Genomic DNA, 21,427 nt, shown 5'->3' with positions numbered 1-21,427 from the left:
GCCATGTTGAAAGTCAGTGTTTATCGCTACAACCCTGATCAGGACGCTGCGCCGTTCATGCAAGAATTCCAGGTCAATACCAACGGTAAAGACCTGATGGTGCTGGACGTGCTGGCCCTGATCAAAGAGCAGGACGAAGGTTTCTCCTATCGTCGCTCTTGCCGTGAAGGTGTTTGCGGTTCCGACGGCATGAACATCAACGGCAAAAACGGTCTGGCGTGCGTCACGCCGCTGTCCGCTGTCGTAAAAGGCAACAAGCTGATCGTTCGTCCTCTGCCAGGTTTGCCGGTTATCCGTGACTTGGTCGTCGATATGAGCATCTTCTACAAGCAATACGAAAAGGTTAAGCCATACCTGCAGAACGACACGCCGGCTCCGGCCATCGAACGTCTGCAGTCCCCTGAAGAGCGTGAAAAACTCGACGGTCTGTACGAGTGCATCCTGTGCGCTTGCTGCTCGACCTCTTGCCCGTCCTTCTGGTGGAACCCGGACAAGTTCCTGGGTCCAGCTGCTCTGCTGCAAGCGTATCGCTTCCTGGCAGACAGCCGCGACACCAAGACTGCCGAGCGTCTGGCTTCGCTGGATGACCCGTTCAGCGTATTCCGCTGCCGCGGGATCATGAACTGCGTCAACGTCTGCCCGAAAGGCCTGAACCCGACTAAGGCCATCGGTCACGTACGTAACATGCTGCTGCAAAGCGGCGTGTGATTCAGCTGCTGTACCCGTAGGATCGCTGTACCCGTAGATGCTACGGCGCAGGCTTCAACCGGCGCCGTAGTCTTAACCTGAGCAGCAGCTTATAAGGCTGCGGCTCTTATTTTGAAGAAATGAGACAAGCAGGGGCATCCGGGCTGGTACCCGGACTATCAGCGTGATCCTAAGTGGCTTGTTTTAGTCGCTGCATTCGGACTTCTGCAAGTGTGCTCGGTGTCGACGCCGGTGGTGTTCCCCTAACCGAGGGTGACCAAGCATGCAAGAAAGCGTGATGCAGCGCATGTGGAACAGCGCCTACCTATCCGGTAGTAACGCTGCCTATGTGGAAGAGCTCTATGAGCTCTACCTGCACGACCCTAACGCTGTGCCAGAAGAGTGGCGCACCTACTTCCAGAAGTTGCCAGCCGACGGCAACACTGCCACCGATGTTTCGCACTCCACAATTCGCGATCATTTCGTCTTGCTGGCAAAGAACCAGCGCCGCGTCCAACCGGTTTCCGCCGGCAGCGTGAGCAGTGAGCACGAGAAGAAGCAAGTTGAAGTGCTGCGATTGATCCAGGCCTACCGTATGCGTGGCCACCAGGCAGCCCAGCTTGACCCGCTGGGGCTGTGGCAGCGTCCTGCACCTGCAGACCTGTCGATCAATCATTACGGCTTGACCAATGCCGATCTTGATACGACCTTCCGTGCCGGCGACCTGTTCATCGGCAAAGAGGAAGCGAGCCTACGCGAAATTCACGAAGCGTTGCAGCAGACATATTGCCGCACCATCGGCGCTGAATTTACGCATATCACCGATTCCGAGCAGCGCCAGTGGTTCCAGCAGCGTCTGGAAAGCGTGCGCGGCCGTCCGACGTACTCCGCCGACATCAAGAGCCACCTGCTCGAGCGCGTCACCGCCGGTGAAGGTCTGGAAAAATACCTGGGAACCAAATACCCGGGTACCAAGCGTTTCGGTCTGGAAGGCGGCGAGAGCCTGATTCCGATGCTCGATGAGCTGATCCAGCGTTCCGGTTCCTACGGCACCAAGGAAATCGTTATCGGCATGGCCCACCGTGGTCGTCTGAACGTACTGGTCAACACCTTCGGCAAGAACCCGCGCGAGCTGTTCGACGAGTTTGAAGGCAAGAAGAAGGTCGAGCTGGGTTCCGGTGACGTTAAGTACCACCAGGGCTTCTCGTCCAACGTGATGACGACTGGCGGTGAAGTTCACCTGGCGATGGCGTTCAACCCGTCCCACCTCGAAATCGTATCTCCAGTGGTCGAGGGTTCGGTTCGCGCCCGTCAGGATCGTCGTAACGACCCTACCGGTGAGAAGGTTCTGCCGATTTCCATCCACGGTGACGCGGCATTCGCCGGTCAAGGCGTGGTCATGGAAACCTTCCAGATGTCGCAGACCCGCGGTTTCAAGACCGGCGGCACCGTGCACATCGTGATCAACAACCAGGTCGGTTTCACCATCAGCAACCCGCTGGACTCGCGTTCCACCGAGTACGCGACCGACGTTGCGAAGATGATCCAGGCGCCGATCCTCCATGTGAATGGTGATGATCCGGAAGCCGTGTTGTTCGTGACCCAGCTGGCCATCGACTACCGCATGCAGTTCAAGCGTGACGTGGTGATCGACCTGGTCTGCTACCGTCGTCGTGGCCACAACGAGGCCGACGAGCCAAGCGGCACCCAGCCAATCATGTATCAGCAGATCACCAAACAGCGCACTACTCGTGAGCTGTATGCCGATCGTCTGACTCAGGGTGGTGTGTTGGACGCAGAGCGTGTTCAGGCGAAAGTCGACGAATACCGCAATGCGCTGGACAACGGTCTGCATGTTGTAAAAAGCCTGGTTAAAGAGCCGAACAAAGAGTTGTTCGTGGACTGGCGTCCGTATCTGGGCCACGCCTGGACCGCGCGTCACGACACTCGCTTCGATCTGAAAACCTTGCAGGAACTGTCTGCCAAGCTGCTGGAAATTCCGGAAGGCTTCGTGGTTCAGCGCCAGGTCTCGAAAATCTACGAAGACCGTCAGAAGATGCAAGCCGGCGGCCTGCCGATCAACTGGGGTTACGCCGAAACCATGGCGTACGCGACCCTGGCGTTCGAAGGTCACCCGATTCGCATGACGGGTCAGGACATCGGTCGCGGTACGTTCTCGCACCGTCACGCTGTCTTGCACAACCAGAAAGACGCGGGTACCTACGTCCCGCTGCAAAACCTGTACAAGGGCCAGCCACGTTTCGACCTGTACGATTCGTTCCTGTCCGAAGAAGCCGTGCTGGCGTTCGAATACGGTTACTCGACCACCACGCCTGAGGCGCTGGTGATCTGGGAAGCCCAGTTCGGCGACTTCGCCAACGGTGCCCAAGTGGTTATCGACCAGTTCATCACCAGTGGCGAGCACAAGTGGGGCCGTCTTTGCGGTCTGACCATGCTGCTGCCGCACGGTTATGAAGGTCAGGGTCCGGAGCACTCTTCGGCTCGTCTGGAGCGTTACCTGCAGCTGTGCGCCGAGCACAACATTCAGGTAGCCGTACCGACTACGCCGGCCCAGATCTACCACTTGCTGCGTCGTCAGGTGATTCGCCCGCTGCGCAAGCCATTGATCGTTCTGACTCCGAAGTCGCTGTTGCGTCACAAACTGGCCATCTCGACCCTGGAAGATCTGGCCGAAGGTTCGTTCCAGACCGTTATCCCGGAAATCGATGTTCAAGACCCAAAAAAGGTCGAGCGCATTGTTCTGTGTAGCGGCAAGGTCTACTACGACCTGCTGGAAAAACGCCGTGCCGAAGGTCGTGACGACATCGCCGTCGTGCGTATCGAGCAGCTGTACCCATTCCCTGAGGACGACTTGAACGAAGTCCTGGCTCCGTACACCAACCTCAAACATATCGTTTGGTGTCAGGAAGAGCCGATGAACCAGGGTGCCTGGTACTGCAGCCAACACCACATGCGCCGCATCGTTGGCAATCACAACAAAGCACTCTTCCTCGAGTACGCCGGTCGTGATGCTTCTGCTGCACCTGCTTGTGGTTATGCATCGATGCACGCTGAGCAGCAGGAAAAACTGCTGCAAGACGCCTTTACTGTTTAACGCCTTCGCGCACCTGAAACCGAATTTAAGGACCCACAGATAATGGCTATCGAAATCAAAGCCCCCACTTTCCCGGAATCGGTTGCCGATGGCACCGTTGCCACCTGGCACAAAAAGCCGGGCGACGCCGTCAAGCGCGACGACCTGATCGTCGACATCGAAACTGACAAAGTCGTATTGGAAGTGTTGGCCACCGCTGATGGCGTGCTGGGCGCTATCGTCAAGAACGAAGGCGACACCGTTCTGTCCGACGAAGTCCTGGGCTCCATCGAAGCGGGCGGCGCTGCTGCCGCTCCAGCTGCCGCCGCCGCTCCGGCCGCTGCACAAGCTGCTGCTCCAGCCGCTGAAGGCGAAGATGATCCTGTTGCTGCACCGGCTGCTCGCAAGCTGGCTGAAGAAAACGGTATCAACATCGCTTCCGTTGCCGGCACTGGCAAAGGCGGTCGTGTGACCAAGGAAGACGTTGTTGCCGCTGTAGCTGCCAAGAAAGCCGCTCCGGCTGCCGCGCCTGCCAAGGCTGCTGCTCCTGCCGCTGCTGCTCCGGTTTTCGCTGCCGGCGATCGCATCGAGAAGCGCGTACCGATGACTCGCGTGCGGGCCACCGTCGCCAAGCGTCTGGTTGAAGCTCAATCGAACATGGCGATGCTGACCACTTTCAACGAAGTCGACATGACCGAAGTCATGGCCCTGCGTTCGAAGTACAAGGACCTGTTCGAGAAGTCCCACAACGGCGTGCGCCTGGGCTTCATGTCGTTCTTCGTCAAGGCTGCCACCGAAGCGCTGAAACGCTTCCCGGCTGTCAACGCGTCGATCGACGGTGCTGACATCGTTTATCACGGCTACGCTGACGTCGGTGTTGCTGTTTCCAGCGACCGCGGCCTGGTTGTTCCGGTTCTGCGTAACGCCGAACTGATGAGCCTGGCTGAAATCGAAGGCGGCATCGCCACCTTCGGCAAGAAGGCTCGTGACGGCAAACTGTCGATGGACGAAATGACGGGTGGTACGTTCACCATCACCAATGGTGGTACTTTCGGTTCGATGATGTCGACGCCGATCGTCAACCCGCCGCAAGCGGCCATCCTGGGCATGCACAACATTCTGCAGCGTCCTATGGCGATCAACGGTCAGGTTGTTATCCGTCCGATGATGTACCTGGCTCTGTCCTACGATCACCGTCTGATCGATGGCAAAGAAGCTGTGACCTTCCTGGTTACCATCAAGAACCTGCTGGAAGACCCGGCTCGTTTGCTGCTGGATATCTGATTTCGTTGCACGGGCCGTCCAGTGATGGGCGGCCCTCCTGTAATGACCAGCTTCGTCCCACGACGGTCCCCAAAAGGGGCCGTCCGGTTTGATTCGAGAAGGAATGACACATGACTCAGAAATTCGACGTGGTAGTGATTGGCGCGGGCCCTGGCGGCTACGTGGCTGCCATTAAAGCAGCGCAACTGGGCCTCACCACTGCCTGCATCGAGAAATACACCGACAAGGAAGGCAAACTGGCCCTCGGCGGTACTTGCCTGAACGTCGGCTGCATTCCATCCAAGGCGCTGCTGGACAGCTCCTGGAAGTTCCACGAAGCCCAGGACGGCTTCGCGATCCACGGTATCAACCACGCTGGCGTGACCATGGACGTACCAGCAATGGTCGGCCGTAAAGCCAACATCGTCAAAGGCCTGACTTCGGGTGTTGCCACCCTGTTCAAGGCTAACGGCGTGACCTCGATCCAGGGCCACGGCAAACTGCTGGCTGGCAAGAAAGTCGAAGTCACCAAGCCTGACGGTTCGGTAGAAATCATCGAAGCCGAGAACGTGATTCTGGCTCCAGGTTCGCGTCCGATCGACATTCCTCCCGCTCCGGTTGACCAGAATGTGATCGTCGATTCGACTGGCGCACTGGAATTCCAATCCGTACCTAAGCGTCTGGGCGTGATCGGCGCTGGCGTTATCGGTCTGGAACTGGGTTCGGTCTGGTCCCGTCTGGGTGCAGAAGTGACCGTTCTTGAAGCACTGGACACCTTCCTGATGGCCGCTGACGCTGCCGTTTCCAAGGAAGCGCTGAAAACCCTGACCAAACAGGGTCTGGACATCAAGCTGGGCGCTCGTGTGACCGGTTCCAAAGTGAACGGCAACGAAGTCGTCGTGAACTACACCGATGCCAACGGCGAACAGAACATCACTTTCGACAAGCTGATCGTAGCCGTTGGTCGCCGTCCGGTGACCACTGATCTGCTGTCCGCTGATTGCGGCGTGACCCTGGACGAGCGCGGTTTCGTGCACGTTGACGATCACTGCGCCACCACCGTACCGGGCGTCTACGCCATAGGCGACGTGGTTCGCGGCATGATGCTGGCACACAAGGCCTCGGAAGAGGGCATCATGGTCGTCGAGCGCATCAAGGGCCATAAAGCCCAGATGAACTATGATTTGATCCCTTCGGTTATTTATACTCACCCGGAAATCGCGTGGGTCGGCAAAACCGAGCAGGCCTTGAAGGCTGAAGGCGTTGAAGTTAACGTTGGCACCTTCCCGTTCGCAGCCAGTGGCCGTGCCATGGCAGCCAACGACACCGGCGGTTTCGTGAAAGTCATCGCTGATGCCAAGACTGACCGAGTATTGGGCGTCCACGTGATTGGCCCGAGCGCTGCAGAACTGGTTCAGCAGGGCGCGATCGGTATGGAGTTTGGCACCAGCGCGGAAGACCTGGGCATGATGGTTTTCTCCCATCCGACCCTGTCCGAAGCCTTGCACGAAGCAGCTCTGGCTGTGAATGGCGGCGCCATCCACATTGCCAACCGCAAGAAGCGTTAAGACAAGACAATAAGAAACCACGGCGGAAGGCCCGTCGTGAGCCTTGCGTGCAAGACTCACCGCGGAATGTCCGCCGGACGCAGCCTTGCGTAGTCTCACCGGTTATCCGGAACACCTACGCAAGCAGCAGTCACAGGTGGTGCGGCACTTGAACAAGTGCAGCACCGAATGCGCAGTACCTAACGAAGACGGTAATAAGCATGAATCTTCACGAGTATCAGGGTAAGCAGCTGTTCGCTGAATACGGCCTGCCAGTATCCCAGGGTTTCGCCGTAGACACCCCGGAAGCAGCAGCAGAAGCGTGCGACAAAATCGGCGGGACCGAATGGGTTGTCAAAGCCCAGGTTCACGCAGGTGGTCGCGGTAAAGCGGGCGGCGTTAAGCTGGTTCGCAGCAAAGAAGATGCCAAAGCATTTGCTCAACAGTGGTTGGGCAAGCGTCTGGTCACTTACCAGACTGATGCCAATGGTCAGCCAGTCACCAAGATCCTGGTTGAATCGTGCACTGATATCGCTAAAGAGCTGTACCTGGGCGCTGTCGTTGACCGTTCGAGCCGTCGCATCGTGTTCATGGCTTCCACCGAAGGTGGTGTGGACATCGAGAAAATCGCTCACGACACCCCTGAGAAAATCCTCAAGGCCACTATCGATCCACTGGTTGGCGCTCAGCCATTCCAGGGTCGCGAGCTGGCATTCCAGTTGGGTCTGGAAGGCAAGCAAGTTGCTCAGTTCGCCAAGATCTTCGTAGGTCTGGCCAAGCTGTTCAAGGATCACGACCTGGCTCTGCTGGAAGTGAACCCGCTGGTGATCAAGGCTGACGGCGATCTGCATTGCCTCGACGCCAAGATCAACATCGACGCCAACGCCATGTACCGTCAGCCTAAGCTGAAGACTTTCCACGATCCGTCGCAAGACGATCCGCGCGAAGCGCACGCTGCCAAGTTCGAACTGAACTACGTAGCGCTGGAAGGTAACATCGGTTGCATGGTCAACGGTGCTGGCCTGGCCATGGGTACCATGGACATCGTCAACCTGCATGGCGGCAAACCAGCCAACTTCCTCGACGTGGGCGGCGGTGCTACCAAAGAACGCGTTACCGAAGCGTTCAAGATCATCCTGTCCGACACTAACGTCGCTGCAGTATTGGTCAACATCTTCGGCGGCATCGTTCGTTGCGACATGATTGCCGAAGGCATCATCGGCGCTGTGAAAGAAGTCGGCGTGAAAATCCCGGTTGTTGTTCGCCTTGAAGGCAACAACGCTGAGCTGGGCGCTAAAGTACTGGCAGAAAGCGGTTTGAACATCATCGCTGCTACCAGCCTGACCGACGCTGCTCAACAAGTTGTCAAAGCTGCGGAGGGCAAATAATGAGCGTCCTGATCAATAAAGACACCAAAGTTATCTGCCAGGGTATTACCGGTTCGCAAGGTAGTTTCCACACCCAGCAAGCCATCGAGTACGGCACCAAGATGGTTGGCGGCGTGACTCCTGGTAAAGGCGGCACCGAGCATCTGGGTCTGCCAGTGTTCAACACCGTGAAAGATGCTGTAGCAGCCACTGGCGCCACCGCCAGCGTGATCTACGTTCCAGCTCCTTTCTGCAAAGACTCCATCCTGGAAGCAGCCTTCGGCGGCATCAAGCTGATCGTTTGCATCACTGAAGGCATTCCTACCCTGGACATGCTGGATGCCAAGGTCAAGTGCGACGAGCTGGGCGTAGTCCTGATCGGTCCTAACTGCCCAGGCGTGATCACTCCAGGCGAATGCAAGATCGGCATCATGCCAGGTCACATTCACTTGCCAGGCAAGGTCGGTATCGTTTCCCGTTCCGGCACCCTGACCTACGAAGCTGTTAAGCAGACTACTGACGCCGGTTTCGGTCAGTCGACTTGCGTCGGCATCGGCGGTGACCCGATCCCAGGCTCGAACTTCATCGACATCCTGAAGCTGTTCCAGGAAGACCCGAAGACCGAAGCGATCGTGATGATCGGTGAGATCGGCGGTTCGGCTGAAGAAGAAGCGGCTGCCTACATCAAGGCACACGTGACCAAGCCGGTTGTTTCCTACATCGCTGGTGTGACTGCCCCTGCGGGCAAGCGCATGGGCCATGCTGGCGCAATCATCTCTGGCGGCAAAGGCACTGCAGACGAGAAGTTTGCTGCCCTGGAAGACGCAGGCGTTAAAACCGTGCGTTCGCTGGCAGACATCGGCAAGGCTTTGTCCGAGCTGACCGGTTGGGCGATCAAGTAAGCCTCGCGCTTAACTGACGCTTCACCAAACAAAGGCCACCTTCGGGTGGCCTTTGTCATTTCTGGGGTTTGTACTGGGATTTTGTGGCGAGGGGATTTATCCCCGTTCGACTGCGCAGCAGTCGTAAAACCATCGCATGCGGTGCATCTGATACACCTCGGATGCAGGTTTTAGGATCGCTTCGCGACCCAACGGGGCTTGCGGCGTTCCGATAAATCCCCCGCCACACGGGGTTCTGTGTAAGTAAGTTAGATATGTAAACGCGACACAGAAATGTCGTGTATCGGATACTTCGCACCCTAACAGTGCGTTTGTTGGGCAAATTCGTTAGGCTAGCAGCCATTTTTGCGTCCGCGGCCCACAAGGTTGCTACGCGCTAAACGGGTCAGTCCTATACGGACCGACAGCATTTCCCTCACCCCTCAGGGAAATCCCTCTCTAAATTCCGATTCAGTAGTGTGGTATTTCCTTAATGAAAGTGTTGAAAGGCCAGGACATCCTGGCACTTGGTTTTATGACGTTTGCCCTGTTTGTCGGGGCTGGCAACATCATCTTCCCGCCTATCGTCGGTCTGCAGTCCGGTCCAAACGTCTGGATGGCGGCGCTGGGCTTTCTGATCACCGCGGTCGGTCTGCCGGTGATCACCGTTGTCGCCCTGGCCAAGGTCGGTGGCGCCATGGATGCGTTGAGCAGCCCGATTGGTAAAGTCGCCGGTGGCCTGCTGGCGGCCGCGTGCTACCTCGCTGTCGGCCCGCTGTTCGCGACACCGCGCACCGCTACCGTGTCATTCGAAGTCGGCTTGGCGCCGCTGACCGGCGAGAGCCCGCTGGCACTGTTTCTCTATAGCTCGGTGTACTTCCTGCTGGTGTTCTTCATCTCGCTCTATCCGGGCCGGCTGCTGGATACCGTAGGACGTTTCCTCGCACCGCTGAAGATCATCGCCCTGGCCGCGCTCGGCATCGCAGCGTTTGCATTACCGGCCGGTGATGTCGGCGTGGCCACCCCGGAATACGTAGCGGCACCGTTCTCCCAAGGCTTCATCAATGGTTACCTGACCATGGATACCCTGGGCGCGCTGGTGTTCGGTATTGTCATCGTCAACGCAATCCGCTCCCGTGGCGTCGAGTCGCCGGTGTTGATTACCCGTTACGCGATCATCGCCGGGCTGATTGCCGGCGTAGGTCTGGCGCTGGTTTACGTCAGCCTGTTCCGTCTCGGTTCGGGCAGCCATGAAGTGGCCGCGGGTGCCACCAACGGCGCGGCGGTGTTGCACGCTTACGTGCAACACACCTTCGGCTCTCTGGGCAGCGGTTTTCTGGCGGTGCTGATTTCCCTGGCCTGTCTGGTGACGGCGGTGGGTCTGACCTGCGCCTGCGCCGAATACTTCAGCCGTGTGTTGCCGCTTTCCTACAAGACATTGGTCATCATCCTGGCCGCATTCTCCCTGCTGGTGTCCAACCTGGGCCTCACCAAGCTGATTGCGTTCTCGATCCCGGTGCTGACCGCGATCTACCCGCCGTGCATTGCCCTGGTCGCCCTGAGCTTCTGCAAGGACTTCTGGCATGAGCAGGGTCGAATCGTCGGTCCGGTGATGCTGGTGTCGTTCATCTTCGGTTTGATCGACGCCCTCAAGGGCGCGGGTCTGGCAGACTGGATGCCGACTCAGTTATCCCACCTGCCGCTGAGTGAGCAAGGCCTGGCCTGGCTGGTGCCGTCGGTCATGACCCTGGTCGTCGCGGTGGTTTGCGATCGCCTGCTGGGCAAGCGCGAAGAAGTACTGGCTTAAGCCGCTTCATAGCCCGCCACAAGCGGGTCGTGAGCACACATGGAAATGCCCCGTATCAATCGATACGGGGCATTTTTTTTGGAGAGGGTGCAGTGTCTTTTTCCTTGAGCTAACGTCGAAGCACTACTTGCTTTGCCAAACACATCACAAGGACCTGCATGTCGTTCATCCACGCCAACATGATCCACATCCTCGCCGCGCTCTGGTTCGCCATTTGCTGGGGCGGCTATACCCGTTATGCGACGTGGAAGGGCCGCGACACTGCGTGCCTGGCCAGCGTGCTGCACCTTTATCGCGAAGACTGGATGCGCCGCATGCTGTTGCGCGACAACCGCATCGCTGACGCCAGCGTGATCGGTAACCTGGAGCGCAACGCCTCGTTCTTTGCCTCCAGCACACTGATTATCCTGGCCGGCATTCTCACGGTGCTCGGAGCCTCCGAACGGGCAGTGTCGTTATTGGCGGATATCCCGATGGTGCAGCAGGCCTCTCAAGGGATGTCCGAGATCAAGTTGCTGTGCCTGGCGCTGGTCTTTGTCTATGCGTTCTTTACGTTCAGCTGGTGCATGCGCCAGTACAACTTTGCGGCCATTCTGGTGGGCTCGGCGCCTATGGTCGGTGAGCGTCACGTTTCCGAACAAGAGCGCAAAGCCTTTGCTGCCCGGGCGGCCCGCGTCATTTCCATGGCCGCCAACCAGTTCAACTTCGGACTGCGCTCCTACTACTTCGGCATGACCATGCTGGCCTGGTTCGTCAGCCCGTGGTTGTTCATGTTGATGAGTGCCGGGGTGGTGCTGGTGTTGTATCGCCGGGAATTTCATTCCGACGTTCTCGACGTGATGGTCTATACACCTACAGAGGCGCCATTGCCTGAGGCGATTAAAGAGGCTGTTTGATGAGTATTCCGTTCTGGTGTGTGTTTATCAGTGCCCTGCTGATTTTTTTGGCAAAAATTCCTGTGGCCAAGGCAATGAATGACCAGGGCGGTTATGACAACCATCTGCCGCGTCAGCAACAGGCGCAACTGACTGGCTTTGGTGCCCGTGCGTTGGCGGCTCATCAAAACTGTTTTGAGGCGTTCATTCTGTTCGCGGTGGGGGTGTTGATGGCTCACACCACGCAGACAGCGGGGTGGCTGATCGACTTGCTGGCAATCATCTTCGTGATTTCGCGAATCATTTATTTGCGGTGCTATTGGGTTGATCTGGCCTGGCAGCGGAGCCTGGTATGGTCCGTTGGACTAGTGTGTTCGTTGCTGTTGATGATTAGTCCGACTTTTAGAACTATTTTGCTGTAGCGCCTGCTTCGCAAACAAAAAACCAGGCAAAAGAAAACCCGCACTTGGCGGGTTTTCTTTATCACGCTAAAAACTGTTTTAGTTTTTAGGTGCTTCTTTTTTGGCTGCTTCGTTCGATTCAGCCTGAGCTTTTGCGGCTTCGGCGTTTTCTTTCGCCGCGTCGTTCACTTTATCCTGAGCTTTACTCATATCTTGCTGAGCTTGCTCGGCATGTTTGTTAGCATCTTGAGCTTTGTCCTCGGATTTTTTATCGCAGGCTGCGAGACCGAGGGAAGCGGTCAACATCAAGGCAATAGCTAAAGTCTTACGCATGGGGTGTTTCTCCTTATGGAAAATATATCTACTGACCTTTCGAGCGCAGCCCATAGCGTTAAGTTCCTCAATTCATACAGATATATAAGTTTATTCCGACGGGAACTTTTACTAAAAACGCCTAGTGCGTTGCCTGAACACTAAGAAGAGTTTGATCAAAATGGCCGAAAACCCCGTTTTTGAGCGCGCTACACGATTTTTATCGGCGCTGCGACATTGTCAGGTACTTGGGCTGCGGGTTCAAAGCGCCAGCAGCGAAGGCCTGACGGTCATTCTGCCGTACAGTCCGCAAATTGTTGGCAACCCGCAAACCGGCGTGATTCATGGCGGGGCGCTGACCTCGCTGATGGACACGGCCTGCGGCATGTCCACCCTCTGCGTGCTGCCCGAGTTCGAAGTTTGCCCGACCCTCGACCTGCGCATCGACTACATGCACGCCGCCGAGCCGCATAAAGATGTCTACGGTTTTGCCCAGTGCTACCGGGTGACCACGGATGTGATCTTTGCTCGCGGCTTCGCCTACCAGGACGACCCCGAGCAGCCCATCGCCCATGTGGTGGGCACCTTCATGCGCATGGGTAAAGCCATCAAGGGCACCAAAGGCTTTGGCGGCGTCATCGCCGGAGGTACGAAATGACCGACGCGTTCAAGGAACAACTTCAGCAGGCACATGAGCAGGGCGACTACGCTTCGCTGCTGCACCTGATTCCCTACGCCAAATTGATCGGCATCGAATGTTCGCGGGTGGGGGATGATCTGCTGTTTCGCTTGCCAGCCAACAAGGACAACATTGGTAACCCTTTATTGCCGGCGATTCATGGTGGAGTGATTGCCGGGTTCATGGAGCTGTCCGCAGCGCTGCACCTGCTGATTTTCACCGGTTCGCCGGGTGTGCCGAAGATCATCGACTTCTCCCTCGACTATCTGCGCGCCGGGCAGTTTCGCGACACCTGGGCCAGATGCCAGGTTTGTCGGCAGGGCCGCCGGGTGGCAAATGTTGCGATTACGGCCTGGCAAAGCACTGAAGCCGAACCGATTGCCACGGCCCGCGCCCATTTCAAAATTGAATAGCCCTTGAAATCCTGAACTCAGCCCCCAACTTTGATGACAACCCGCCGCCGACCCTTCAGGTCGCGGCCACTGCCATCTGATTGGAGTTTGATGACCATGAGTGTGGAAACTCAAAAGGAAACCCTGGGCTTCCAGACCGAGGTGAAGCAACTGCTGCACCTCATGATCCATTCGCTGTATTCCAACAAGGAAATTTTCCTTCGCGAATTGATCTCGAACGCCTCTGACGCTGTCGACAAATTACGTTTCGAAGCCCTGTCCAGGCCTGAGTTGCTGGAAGGTGGCGCCGAACTGAAAATCCGTGTGAGCTTCGACAAGGACGCTAAAACCGTCACCCTCGAAGACAACGGCATCGGCATGAGCCGTGAAGATGCGATCACCCACCTGGGTACCATCGCCAAATCCGGCACTGCCGATTTCATGAAACATCTCTCCGGTGATCAGAAAAAAGACTCGCACCTGATCGGTCAATTCGGTGTGGGTTTCTACTCTGCATTCATCGTCGCCGATAAAGTCGACGTGTTCAGCCGTCGTGCCGGTGCTGCTGCCAGCGAAGGCGTGCACTGGTCGTCCAAGGGTGAAGGCGATTTTGAAGTTGCCACCGTTGAGAAAGCCGAACGCGGCACCCGTATCGTCCTGCACCTGAAGTCCGGTGAAGACGAATTCGCCGATGGCTGGCGTCTGCGCAACATCATTAAAAAGTACTCCGACCACATCGCTCTGCCGATCGAGTTGCCGAAAGAAGTAGCAGCCGTCGAAGGCGAAGAGCAACCGGCCGTTGAATGGGAAACCGTCAACCGCGCCAGCGCCCTGTGGACCCGTCCGCGTACCGAGATCAAGGACGAGGAATACCAGGAGTTCTACAAGCACGTCGGTCACGACTTCGAGAACCCGTTGAGCTGGAGCCACAACAAGGTCGAAGGCAAGCTTGAATACAGCTCGCTGCTCTACGTGCCGGCCCGTGCTCCGTTCGATCTGTACCAGCGTGAAGCGCCGAAAGGCCTGAAACTGTACGTGCAGCGCGTGTTTGTGATGGATCAGGCAGAGTCGTTCCTGCCGCTGTACCTGCGCTTTATCAAAGGCGTGGTCGATTCCAACGACCTGTCGCTGAACGTGTCGCGGGAAATCCTGCAGAAAGACCCGATCATCGATTCCATGAAGTCGGCGCTGACCAAGCGCGTTCTCGACATGCTGGAAAAGCTGGCGAAGAACGAGCCTGAGCAATACAAGAGCTTCTGGAAAAACTTTGGCCAGGTCATGAAAGAAGGCCCGGCAGAAGACTTCGCCAACAAAGAGAAAATCGCTGGCCTGCTGCGTTTCGCATCGACCAGCGGTAATGAAGGCGAGCAAGTGGTGGGTCTGGCTGAATACCTGGCTCGCGCCAAGGAAGGTCAGGACAAGATCTACTACCTGACCGGCGAAACCTACGCGCAAGTCAAAAACAGCCCGCACCTGGAAGTCTTCCGCAAGAAAGGCATCGAAGTGCTGCTGCTGACCGACCGCATCGACGAGTGGCTGATGAGCTACCTCAGCGACTTCGACGGCAAGAGCTTTGTCGACGTGGCGCGTGGTGACCTGGACCTGGGCAACCTGGATTCGGAAGAAGACAAGAAAGCTGCGGAAGAAGTCGCCAAGTCCAAAGAAGGTCTGGTTGAGCGTTTGAAAACTGCACTGGGCGACTCCGTTGCTGAAGTGCGGGTTTCCCATCGTCTGACCGATTCCCCGGCGATTCTGGCCATCGGCGAGCAGGACCTGGGCATGCAGATGCGTCAGATCCTGGAAGCCAGCGGTCAGAAGGTTCCGGAATCGAAGCCGATCTTCGAATTCAACCCGGCTCACCCGCTGATCGAGAAGCTCGACAACGAGCAGAGCGACGAACGCTTCGGCGACCTGTCGCACATACTCTTCGATCAGGCGGCGCTGGCCGCCGGCGACAGCTTGAAAGACCCGGCTGCATACGTGCGCCGTCTCAACAAGCTGCTGGTTGAACTGTCGGTTTAACTGCGTTGTACAAAAACCCGCTTCGGCGGGTTTTTTTATTCTGGTGTCTTTTACTGGGAGTTAGTCATGAGCCAAATCACTGTTCGTTCCGTCGCTTATCAGCTTGATGGCCAGTCGTATGAAAGCCGTCTGGCGTTCGATGCCGACCACAAAGGCCCACGTCCGGGTCTGTTGATGGCGCCGAACTGGATGGGCGTCAGCGCCGGTGCCGAGGAAATTGCCAAGTCTGTGGCGTCCAAGGGTTATGTGGTGCTGATCGCGGACCTCTACGGTCAGTCGGTCCGTCCGCAGAACGGCGACGAGGCGGGTGCAGCCATGACGCCGCTCAAGCATGACCGGCCGTTGTTGCGCAAACGCATGCAAGCAGCGTTCGAACAGTTGCAAATCCAGGACGAAGCGGCGGTCGATAGCTCGAAACTGGCGACCTTTGGTTTCTGCTTCGGTGGTTGCTGCGCGCTGGATCTGGCGCGCGCCGGAGCGCCGGTGAAAGCGGCGGTGTCGTTCCACGGAACGTTGGATTCGCCAAATCCGGCTGATGCCAGGAACATCAAGGGGGCGGTGTTGGTGCTGCACGGTGCATCCGATCCATTGGTGCCGAAAGAGCAGCTGCCGGCGTTTGAAGTTGAAATGAATGCGGCGGGCGTGGATTGGCAATTGCTGAGCTACGGCGGCGCGGTGCATTCCTTCACCGATCCGCACGCCAATGTGCCAGGCATGATGATGTATGACGCGAAGACGGCGGGGCGTGCGTTTACGTCGATGCACAACTTGCTGGATGAAGTTTTTAAAGGCTGATAGCAGTTTTTGCCCTGACACTCTTGTTGTTTGGGCTGGCCTCATCGTCGGAACGCCGCCCGGAGCAAGCTCGCTCCCACATTTTTGGAATGCATTCCCCTGTGGGAGCGAGCTTGCTCGCGATGGCGGTGTCATGACCAACCAAGAACTAAGGTAGTTCGATCCTTTCGGTTTCCCCCGGAACCGTCGGCCAATCCCCAGCCGCCCAGCGTCGCCGCGCCTCATCGATCAACGCTGGATCGCTCGCCACAAAATTCCAGTTGATCCGCCGCGGCCCGTCCAGCGGCGCCCCGCCAAACAACACGGCATGACAGTCACTTTCAGCAAACAGCGTCATCTCTTCCCCGACCGGCAACACCACCAGTGAATGCGGTTCTATCAGCTCGCCATCCAGTTGCACCTCGCCGTTAAGCACATACAACGCTCGCTCTTCATGCTCGGTAGGAATCAGCAATGTGGTCGCCGTTTGCAGGTTCAATTCGGCATATAAGGTAGGAGAAAGCACCGGGACCGGTGATTCCAGGCAAAAGCCTGACCCGGCAATCATCCGGATCTTCACCCCCAGGTTATCGCTGACCGGCAGCGTAGCCGCCGGATGGTGGCTGTAGTGTCCGGGACCGTGCTCTTTATCTTTCGGAGAGGCCAGCCAAATCTGTAAGCCGTGCATGGTGAAGCCGCTGTCCTTCAACGCCTCAGGCGTACGCTCGACGTGGGCAATCGCGCTGCCCGCCGTCATCCAGCTGACATCACCGGCGTCCACCACTTGGTCGGAGCCAAGGCTGTCCTTGTGCTGGATTTTTCCTTCGAACAAGTACGTGAGGGTCGACAGACCAATGTGCGGATGCTGACGGATGTTCATGCCTTTTCCGGCCTCATAACGGGTTTCGAGCATGTGGTCGAAAAACACGAAAGGCCCGACGCTGCGGCATCTGGCTGACGGCAGCGGGCGAAGAATTGGCTGGCCTTCGACATCTTCGGCGCGGGGACGGATCACGAGCGGAGTGTTCATGCTGCATTCCAGGCTGAGCGGGTAATGCGTGGAGCATAACCCGCTTGCGCAGCCCTTGCCGCTATTGGCTGAAGGCACCTTCAGACAGGTGCGTTTCGATGCTGACGTCGGTGGTGGTCATCAACTTGTGGACCGGGCAACGGTCGGCCACGCGGTGCAGCTCATCGCGCTGGGCGTCGGTGAGCACACCCTTGAGGGTCAATTTGACGTGGAGGGCATATTTACCTTTCTGCTCTTCGCTGTTGTCCCGTTTGACTTCGACCGTGACACCGGTCAGCGGGATGTCTTTCTTCTTCGCGTACATCTTCAGCGTCAGGGCCTTGCAGGCACCCAGGGCCGCGTCGAAGTAATCGTGTGGCTCGGGCGCCGAGCCTTCACCGCCGAGGGATGTCGGTACGTCGGCAAAGAGTTCGTGGTCATCGATCTGGACGCTGTGACGAAAACCTTCGGCGGAAACGGTATTGACGGTGACAGTCATGGAAAACCTCGTAGGCAACAGGAAAAAGTCATTCGATCAAAAAAGACCTTGAAGTTATAGAGCATTCCCCCTGTTACGCGTTCCACTTTCTTACTGCGCATTCGCGGGGCGGCCATCGAAGCGGCGCGGGCCGGGAGTGCCGGGCGCGGCTTTGCGGTGGTGCGCGCGTGAGGTGGATCGCAACCTGATGAATATTCGCGATCTTGCGTTGCAGACGTCGGCCGGGGCGAATCAAACCAGTGCGGCGAGTCAGGAGCTGTCCCGGTTGGCGGCCGATCTGAATACGATGGTGGCGCGGTTCTCGGTCTGAACGCCGAGCGGCTTTGTCGTTCCGGCGACGCTACCGGCTGGCTGTGCAAGGTTGCGGGTGGCTCCATCCCGGCCTATGGTCCAAGCGAGACTTTGCCTGCGACTGGCGCGCGATGAGTCGCCGCCGGTTGCTGTCCACCCAGTGCTGATTTTCGTAGCGAGGTGACGACATGCCCACCGACTCCCGACCCGCCGTACTCGAACTGATCGGCAATACGCCGCTGGTGCGCGTCAGCCGTTTCGATACCGGCCCGTGCACGCTGTTCCTCAAGCTCGAATCGCAAAACCCCGGCGGCTCGATCAAGGATCGCATCGGCCTGGCGATGATCGACGCCGCCGAGCGCGATGGCAGCCTGCGTCCCGGCGGCACCATCGTCGAAGCCACCGCCGGCAACACCGGCCTTGGTCTGGCCTTGGTCGGCCGAGCCAAGGGCTACCGAGTGGTGTTGGTGGTGCCGGACAAAATGTCCACCGAGAAGGTCTTGCACCTCAAGGCGATGGGCGCCGAGGTGCACATCACCCGCTCCGACGTTGGCAAGGGTCATCCCGATTACTACCAGGACGTAGCGGCGCGGCTGGCGCAGGAAATTCCCGATGCCTTCTTCGCCGATCAGTTCAACAACCCGGCCAACCCGCTGGCCCACGAGTGCAGCACCGCGCCAGAGATCTGGGCGCAGACTCAGCATGATCTGGACGCCATCGTCGTCGGCGTCGGGTCGGCCGGCACACTGACTGGGTTGACCCGTTTCTTTCGCCGCGTGCAACCGGACCTGGTCATGGTGCTGGCCGATCCGGTCGGCTCGGTGATGGCCGAATACAGCCGCAGCGGCACCATGAACACGCCTGGCTCCTGGGCGGTGGAGGGCATCGGCGAGGACTTCATTCCGTCGATTGCCGACCTGTCCAGCGTGCGCCACGCCTACTCGATCAGCGACGAGGAAAGCTTCGATCATGCCCGCCAACTGCTGCGCGCCGAAGGCATACTCGGCGGCTCTTCGACCGGCACACTGCTGGCGGCGGCGCTGCGTTACTGCCGCGAGCAGACCGAGCCAAAGCGGGTCGTCAGCTTCGTCTGCGACACCGGCACGCGCTACCTGTCGAAGGTCTACAACGACCAGTGGATGAACGATCAGGGCCTGCTGCAGTACAAACATTACGGCGATCTGCGCGACCTGATCTCACGGCGCTTCGAGGATGGCCGGGTGATCAGCGTGGGCCCGGACGATACGCTGCTCACCGCGTTCCAGCGCATGCGCCTGGCTGATGTGTCGCAACTGCCGGTGCTGGAGGGCGGGCAGCGGCTGGTCGGCGTGATCGACGAATCCGACATTCTGCTGGGCATGCAAGAAGAGGCTTCGCACTTTCGCGCGAGCGTGGCCAGCGCGATGACCGATAAGCTGCAAACCCTGCCTCCAGGCGCCAGTCTGGCTGAACTACGGGCGGAGCTCGACCGTGGGCTGGTGGCGATCATCGCCGACGCTTCGGGCTTCTACGGCTTGATTACTCGAGTCGACATGCTCATTCACCTACGGAGATCCCTTACATGAGTCAACACGATGAAAACGCTGTGCCACGCGCCTTCGCCACCCGTGTGATCCATGCCGGGCAAACGCCTGACCCTACCACCGGGGCGCTGATGCCGCCGATTTACGCCAACTCCACCTATTTGCAGCAGAGCCCCGGTGTGCACAAGGGCTTCGACTACGGGCGCTCGCACAACCCGACGCGCTTTGCGCTGGAACGTTGCGTTGCAGACCTCGAAGGCGGCTCCCAGGCCTTCGCGTTCGCCTCCGGGCTGGCGGCGATCTCCACGGTGCTCGAGCTGCTCGACGCGGGCTCGCACATCGTCTCCGGCAATGATTTGTACGGCGGCACCTTTCGGCTGTTCGACAAGGTGCGCAAACGTAGCGCCGGGCATCGCTTCAGCTTCGTCGACCTGACTGACCTGGCGGGATTCGAAGCAGCACTGCAGCCCGACACGAAGATGGTTTGGGTCGAGACGCCAAGCAATCCCTTGCTGAGCCTGACGGACCTCGCCGCCGTCGCGCGCATCTGTCGCTCGCGAGGCATTATATGTGTCGCCGACAACACCTTTGCCAGCCCCTGGATACAGCGCCCGCTGGAGCTTGGCTTCGACATCGTGCTGCACTCGACCACCAAGTACCTGAACGGCCACTCCGACGTGATCGGCGGCATTGCGGTGGTCGGACAAAACGCAGACCTGGCGGAGCGTCTGGGTTTTCTGCAGAACGCGGTGGGCGCGATCGCCGGGCCGTTCGACGCTTTCCTCACCCTGCGCGGCGTGAAGACCCTGGCGCTGCGCATGGAGCGCCACTGCAACAACGCGCTGGACCTGGCGCAATGGCTGGAGCGTCAGCCGCAGGTGGCGCGTGTCTATTATCCGGGCCTGCCGTCGCACCCGCAGCACGCACTGGCGCAGCGGCAGATGCGTGGTTTCGGCGGGATGATATCCCTCGACCTGAACAGCGACCTGGCCGGTGCCACGCGCTTCCTCGAGAGTGTGCGGATCTTCGCCTTGGCCGAGAGCCTGGGCGGGGTGGAAAGCCTGATCGAGCACCCTGCGATCATGACCCACGCCAGCATCCCCGCGGATACTCGTGCGCAACTCGGCATCGGCGATGCGCTGGTGCGGTTGTCCGTGGGGGTCGAGGATGTCGAAGACCTGCGCGCCGACCTGGCACAGGCGCTGGCGCGGATCTGAATTTCAGCAGGCAAAAAAAAAATCCGGAACCCTTATCGGATTCCGGATTTTTGGGTCGGGCCGGATCAGCTGCCTTTGACAGCCTTACCGTTGACCGTACCGTCGAGGAGCATGATGTTGTACTCCTTGCCGTCGGTTTCAACCTGTTGCAGACGAACCAGCAGGTAATCCCAGTCCTTGGCGAACCACAGGACGGTGATGCGCTTGCTTTGTGTCGGGTCGCGCACGCGCTCGACCTTGATTGCATCGATCTGGCCAGCCTTGGTGTCGACCTTTTCCGAACCCAGCACACGGAAGTCATAGGTATCGACTTCGCCAGCGTCGACGACCTGGTAGCTCATGCTTTTCTTGCCAGCGGCCACGTCGTGTTGCAGGGCCAACTGATAAGTGGATTTGTCGACCATGCCGCGATTGAGCGGGATCTTGACCGGGTCACCGCGATCGGTGCCGGTGACCATTTTGTTGGTCCAGTCGAAATCCAGGTCAGCCTTCTTGGCTTTACCCAGGCCGCCACGTTCGAAGTGGTAGGACTGCGGCAGCAAGATGTCCTTGTCCAACGTCAGGGTGCTTTCTTCGGTCAGGCTGGCGATCATCATCGAGGCCTTGAAGCTGAGCTTCCAGGCGCCGTTGGCTTGTTTGGTCAGGCTGCGTTCAGCGGTGCCGCTCATGGGCAACTGCTTCCAGTCAGCTGTGTAGCTGGCGGAGAAAGGTTGAAGTTCTGCAGCCTGCGCAAATGGCAGTGCGAGCAGAGCGCAAGCGAAGAGCAGGGCGCGACGCATAAAATCTC

The 21,427-nt window shown here is 58.4% G+C and carries 19 protein-coding genes and 1 pseudogene; 16 read left to right on the top strand and 4 right to left on the bottom strand.

Going from position 1 to position 21,427, the window contains the following annotated elements; all coding sequences use genetic code 11:
• The first annotated feature begins 3 nt into the window (after nucleotides 1-3).
• The 9 genes from MO767_RS05915 (at nucleotide 4) to MO767_RS05875 (ending at nucleotide 11,943) form a co-directional block, all read left to right on the top strand.
• Complete coding sequence (locus tag MO767_RS05915) at nucleotides 4-708, top strand: succinate dehydrogenase iron-sulfur subunit (protein ID WP_282479767.1); 705 nt, start codon at nucleotides 4-6, stop codon at nucleotides 706-708.
• Between the two features lie 262 nt (nucleotides 709-970).
• Nucleotides 971-3,802, top strand: coding sequence for a 2-oxoglutarate dehydrogenase E1 component (locus MO767_RS05910; RefSeq protein WP_282479766.1), 2,832 nt, complete (start codon nucleotides 971-973; stop codon nucleotides 3,800-3,802).
• A 42-nt stretch (nucleotides 3,803-3,844) separates the two neighbouring features.
• A complete protein-coding gene (gene odhB / locus MO767_RS05905) occupies nucleotides 3,845-5,065 on the top strand; it encodes a 2-oxoglutarate dehydrogenase complex dihydrolipoyllysine-residue succinyltransferase (RefSeq protein ID WP_010456848.1) in 1,221 nt (406 codons plus the stop codon).
• Nucleotides 5,066-5,175: 110 nt separating this feature from the next.
• Complete coding sequence (lpdA, locus tag MO767_RS05900; protein ID WP_282479765.1) at nucleotides 5,176-6,612, top strand: dihydrolipoyl dehydrogenase; 1,437 nt, start codon at nucleotides 5,176-5,178, stop codon at nucleotides 6,610-6,612.
• A 200-nt stretch (nucleotides 6,613-6,812) separates the two neighbouring features.
• Nucleotides 6,813-7,979: an ADP-forming succinate--CoA ligase subunit beta gene (sucC, locus tag MO767_RS05895; protein WP_008148602.1), complete on the top strand. Its 1,167-nt coding sequence runs from the start codon at nucleotides 6,813-6,815 to the stop codon at nucleotides 7,977-7,979.
• Nucleotides 7,979-8,860 carry a succinate--CoA ligase subunit alpha gene (gene sucD / locus MO767_RS05890; protein ID WP_008148605.1) on the top strand — a complete coding sequence of 294 codons (882 nt, stop codon included), beginning with the start codon at nucleotides 7,979-7,981 and terminating at the stop codon, nucleotides 8,858-8,860. The genes sucC and sucD overlap by 1 nt, the downstream gene beginning before the upstream one ends.
• Before the next feature lie 472 nt (nucleotides 8,861-9,332).
• A complete protein-coding gene (gene brnQ, locus MO767_RS05885; RefSeq protein ID WP_282479764.1) occupies nucleotides 9,333-10,646 on the top strand; it encodes a branched-chain amino acid transport system II carrier protein in 1,314 nt (437 codons plus the stop codon).
• A gap of 158 nt (nucleotides 10,647-10,804) precedes the next feature.
• Nucleotides 10,805-11,542 (top strand): DUF599 family protein, encoded by a 738-nt coding sequence (locus tag MO767_RS05880; protein ID WP_008148609.1) that lies wholly within the window; start codon nucleotides 10,805-10,807, stop codon nucleotides 11,540-11,542.
• Nucleotides 11,542-11,943: an MAPEG family protein gene (locus tag MO767_RS05875; protein WP_282479763.1), complete on the top strand. Its 402-nt coding sequence runs from the start codon at nucleotides 11,542-11,544 to the stop codon at nucleotides 11,941-11,943. The genes MO767_RS05880 and MO767_RS05875 overlap by 1 nt, the downstream gene beginning before the upstream one ends.
• Before the next feature lie 78 nt (nucleotides 11,944-12,021).
• Here MO767_RS05875 and MO767_RS05870 read toward each other — a convergent pair whose 3' ends face one another.
• Nucleotides 12,022-12,255: a hypothetical protein gene (locus MO767_RS05870; protein WP_129442298.1), complete on the bottom strand. Its 234-nt coding sequence runs from the start codon at nucleotides 12,253-12,255 to the stop codon at nucleotides 12,022-12,024.
• Between the two features lie 160 nt (nucleotides 12,256-12,415).
• Between MO767_RS05870 and MO767_RS05865 the strand changes: the two genes are divergently transcribed.
• From MO767_RS05865 to MO767_RS05850, 4 genes are all read left to right on the top strand, one after another.
• The gene (locus tag MO767_RS05865) at nucleotides 12,416-12,892 is read left to right on the top strand and encodes a PaaI family thioesterase (protein ID WP_282479762.1); all 477 of its coding nucleotides are present in this window, start codon (nucleotides 12,416-12,418) and stop codon (nucleotides 12,890-12,892) included.
• Nucleotides 12,889-13,326, top strand: coding sequence for a PaaI family thioesterase (locus MO767_RS05860; RefSeq protein ID WP_282479761.1), 438 nt, complete (start codon nucleotides 12,889-12,891; stop codon nucleotides 13,324-13,326). The genes MO767_RS05865 and MO767_RS05860 overlap by 4 nt, the downstream gene beginning before the upstream one ends.
• A gap of 96 nt (nucleotides 13,327-13,422) precedes the next feature.
• Complete coding sequence (gene htpG, locus MO767_RS05855) at nucleotides 13,423-15,327, top strand: molecular chaperone HtpG (protein ID WP_282479760.1); 1,905 nt, start codon at nucleotides 13,423-13,425, stop codon at nucleotides 15,325-15,327.
• A 66-nt stretch (nucleotides 15,328-15,393) separates the two neighbouring features.
• On the top strand, nucleotides 15,394-16,122 hold the full coding sequence (locus MO767_RS05850; RefSeq protein ID WP_282479759.1) for a dienelactone hydrolase family protein: 729 nt from the start codon (nucleotides 15,394-15,396) through the stop codon (nucleotides 16,120-16,122).
• A gap of 148 nt (nucleotides 16,123-16,270) precedes the next feature.
• On the opposite strand, the gene MO767_RS05845 is transcribed toward MO767_RS05850, so the two are convergent.
• Nucleotides 16,271-17,131, bottom strand: a complete 861-nt coding sequence (locus MO767_RS05845) for a pirin family protein (protein ID WP_282479758.1) — start codon at nucleotides 17,129-17,131, stop codon at nucleotides 16,271-16,273.
• A gap of 61 nt (nucleotides 17,132-17,192) precedes the next feature.
• Nucleotides 17,193-17,609, bottom strand: coding sequence for an OsmC family protein (locus tag MO767_RS05840; protein ID WP_140681877.1), 417 nt, complete (start codon nucleotides 17,607-17,609; stop codon nucleotides 17,193-17,195).
• A gap of 163 nt (nucleotides 17,610-17,772) precedes the next feature.
• On the opposite strand from MO767_RS05840, the pseudogene MO767_RS05835 reads away from it, so the two are divergent.
• From MO767_RS05835 to MO767_RS05825, 3 genes and pseudogenes are all read left to right on the top strand, one after another.
• Nucleotides 17,773-17,919 (top strand): annotated as a pseudogene (locus MO767_RS05835) (methyl-accepting chemotaxis protein); the annotation flags it as partial.
• A gap of 169 nt (nucleotides 17,920-18,088) precedes the next feature.
• Nucleotides 18,089-19,465, top strand: a complete 1,377-nt coding sequence (locus MO767_RS05830) for a pyridoxal-phosphate dependent enzyme (RefSeq protein WP_129442313.1) — start codon at nucleotides 18,089-18,091, stop codon at nucleotides 19,463-19,465.
• The gene (locus MO767_RS05825) at nucleotides 19,462-20,640 is read left to right on the top strand and encodes a cystathionine gamma-synthase (RefSeq protein WP_282479757.1); all 1,179 of its coding nucleotides are present in this window, start codon (nucleotides 19,462-19,464) and stop codon (nucleotides 20,638-20,640) included. The genes MO767_RS05830 and MO767_RS05825 overlap by 4 nt, the downstream gene beginning before the upstream one ends.
• Nucleotides 20,641-20,705: 65 nt before the next feature.
• On the opposite strand, the gene MO767_RS05820 is transcribed toward MO767_RS05825, so the two are convergent.
• Entirely contained in the window at nucleotides 20,706-21,419 is a 714-nt protein-coding gene (locus tag MO767_RS05820; RefSeq protein ID WP_282479756.1) for a DUF3108 domain-containing protein, read from the bottom strand.
• Between the last annotated feature and the right edge of the window lie 8 nt (nucleotides 21,420-21,427).

The organism is Pseudomonas sp. UYIF39 (genome assembly GCF_029963765.1).
Lineage (GTDB): Bacteria > Pseudomonadota > Gammaproteobacteria > Pseudomonadales > Pseudomonadaceae > Aquipseudomonas.
This window is presented reverse-complemented; position numbering and strand designations above follow the sequence as displayed.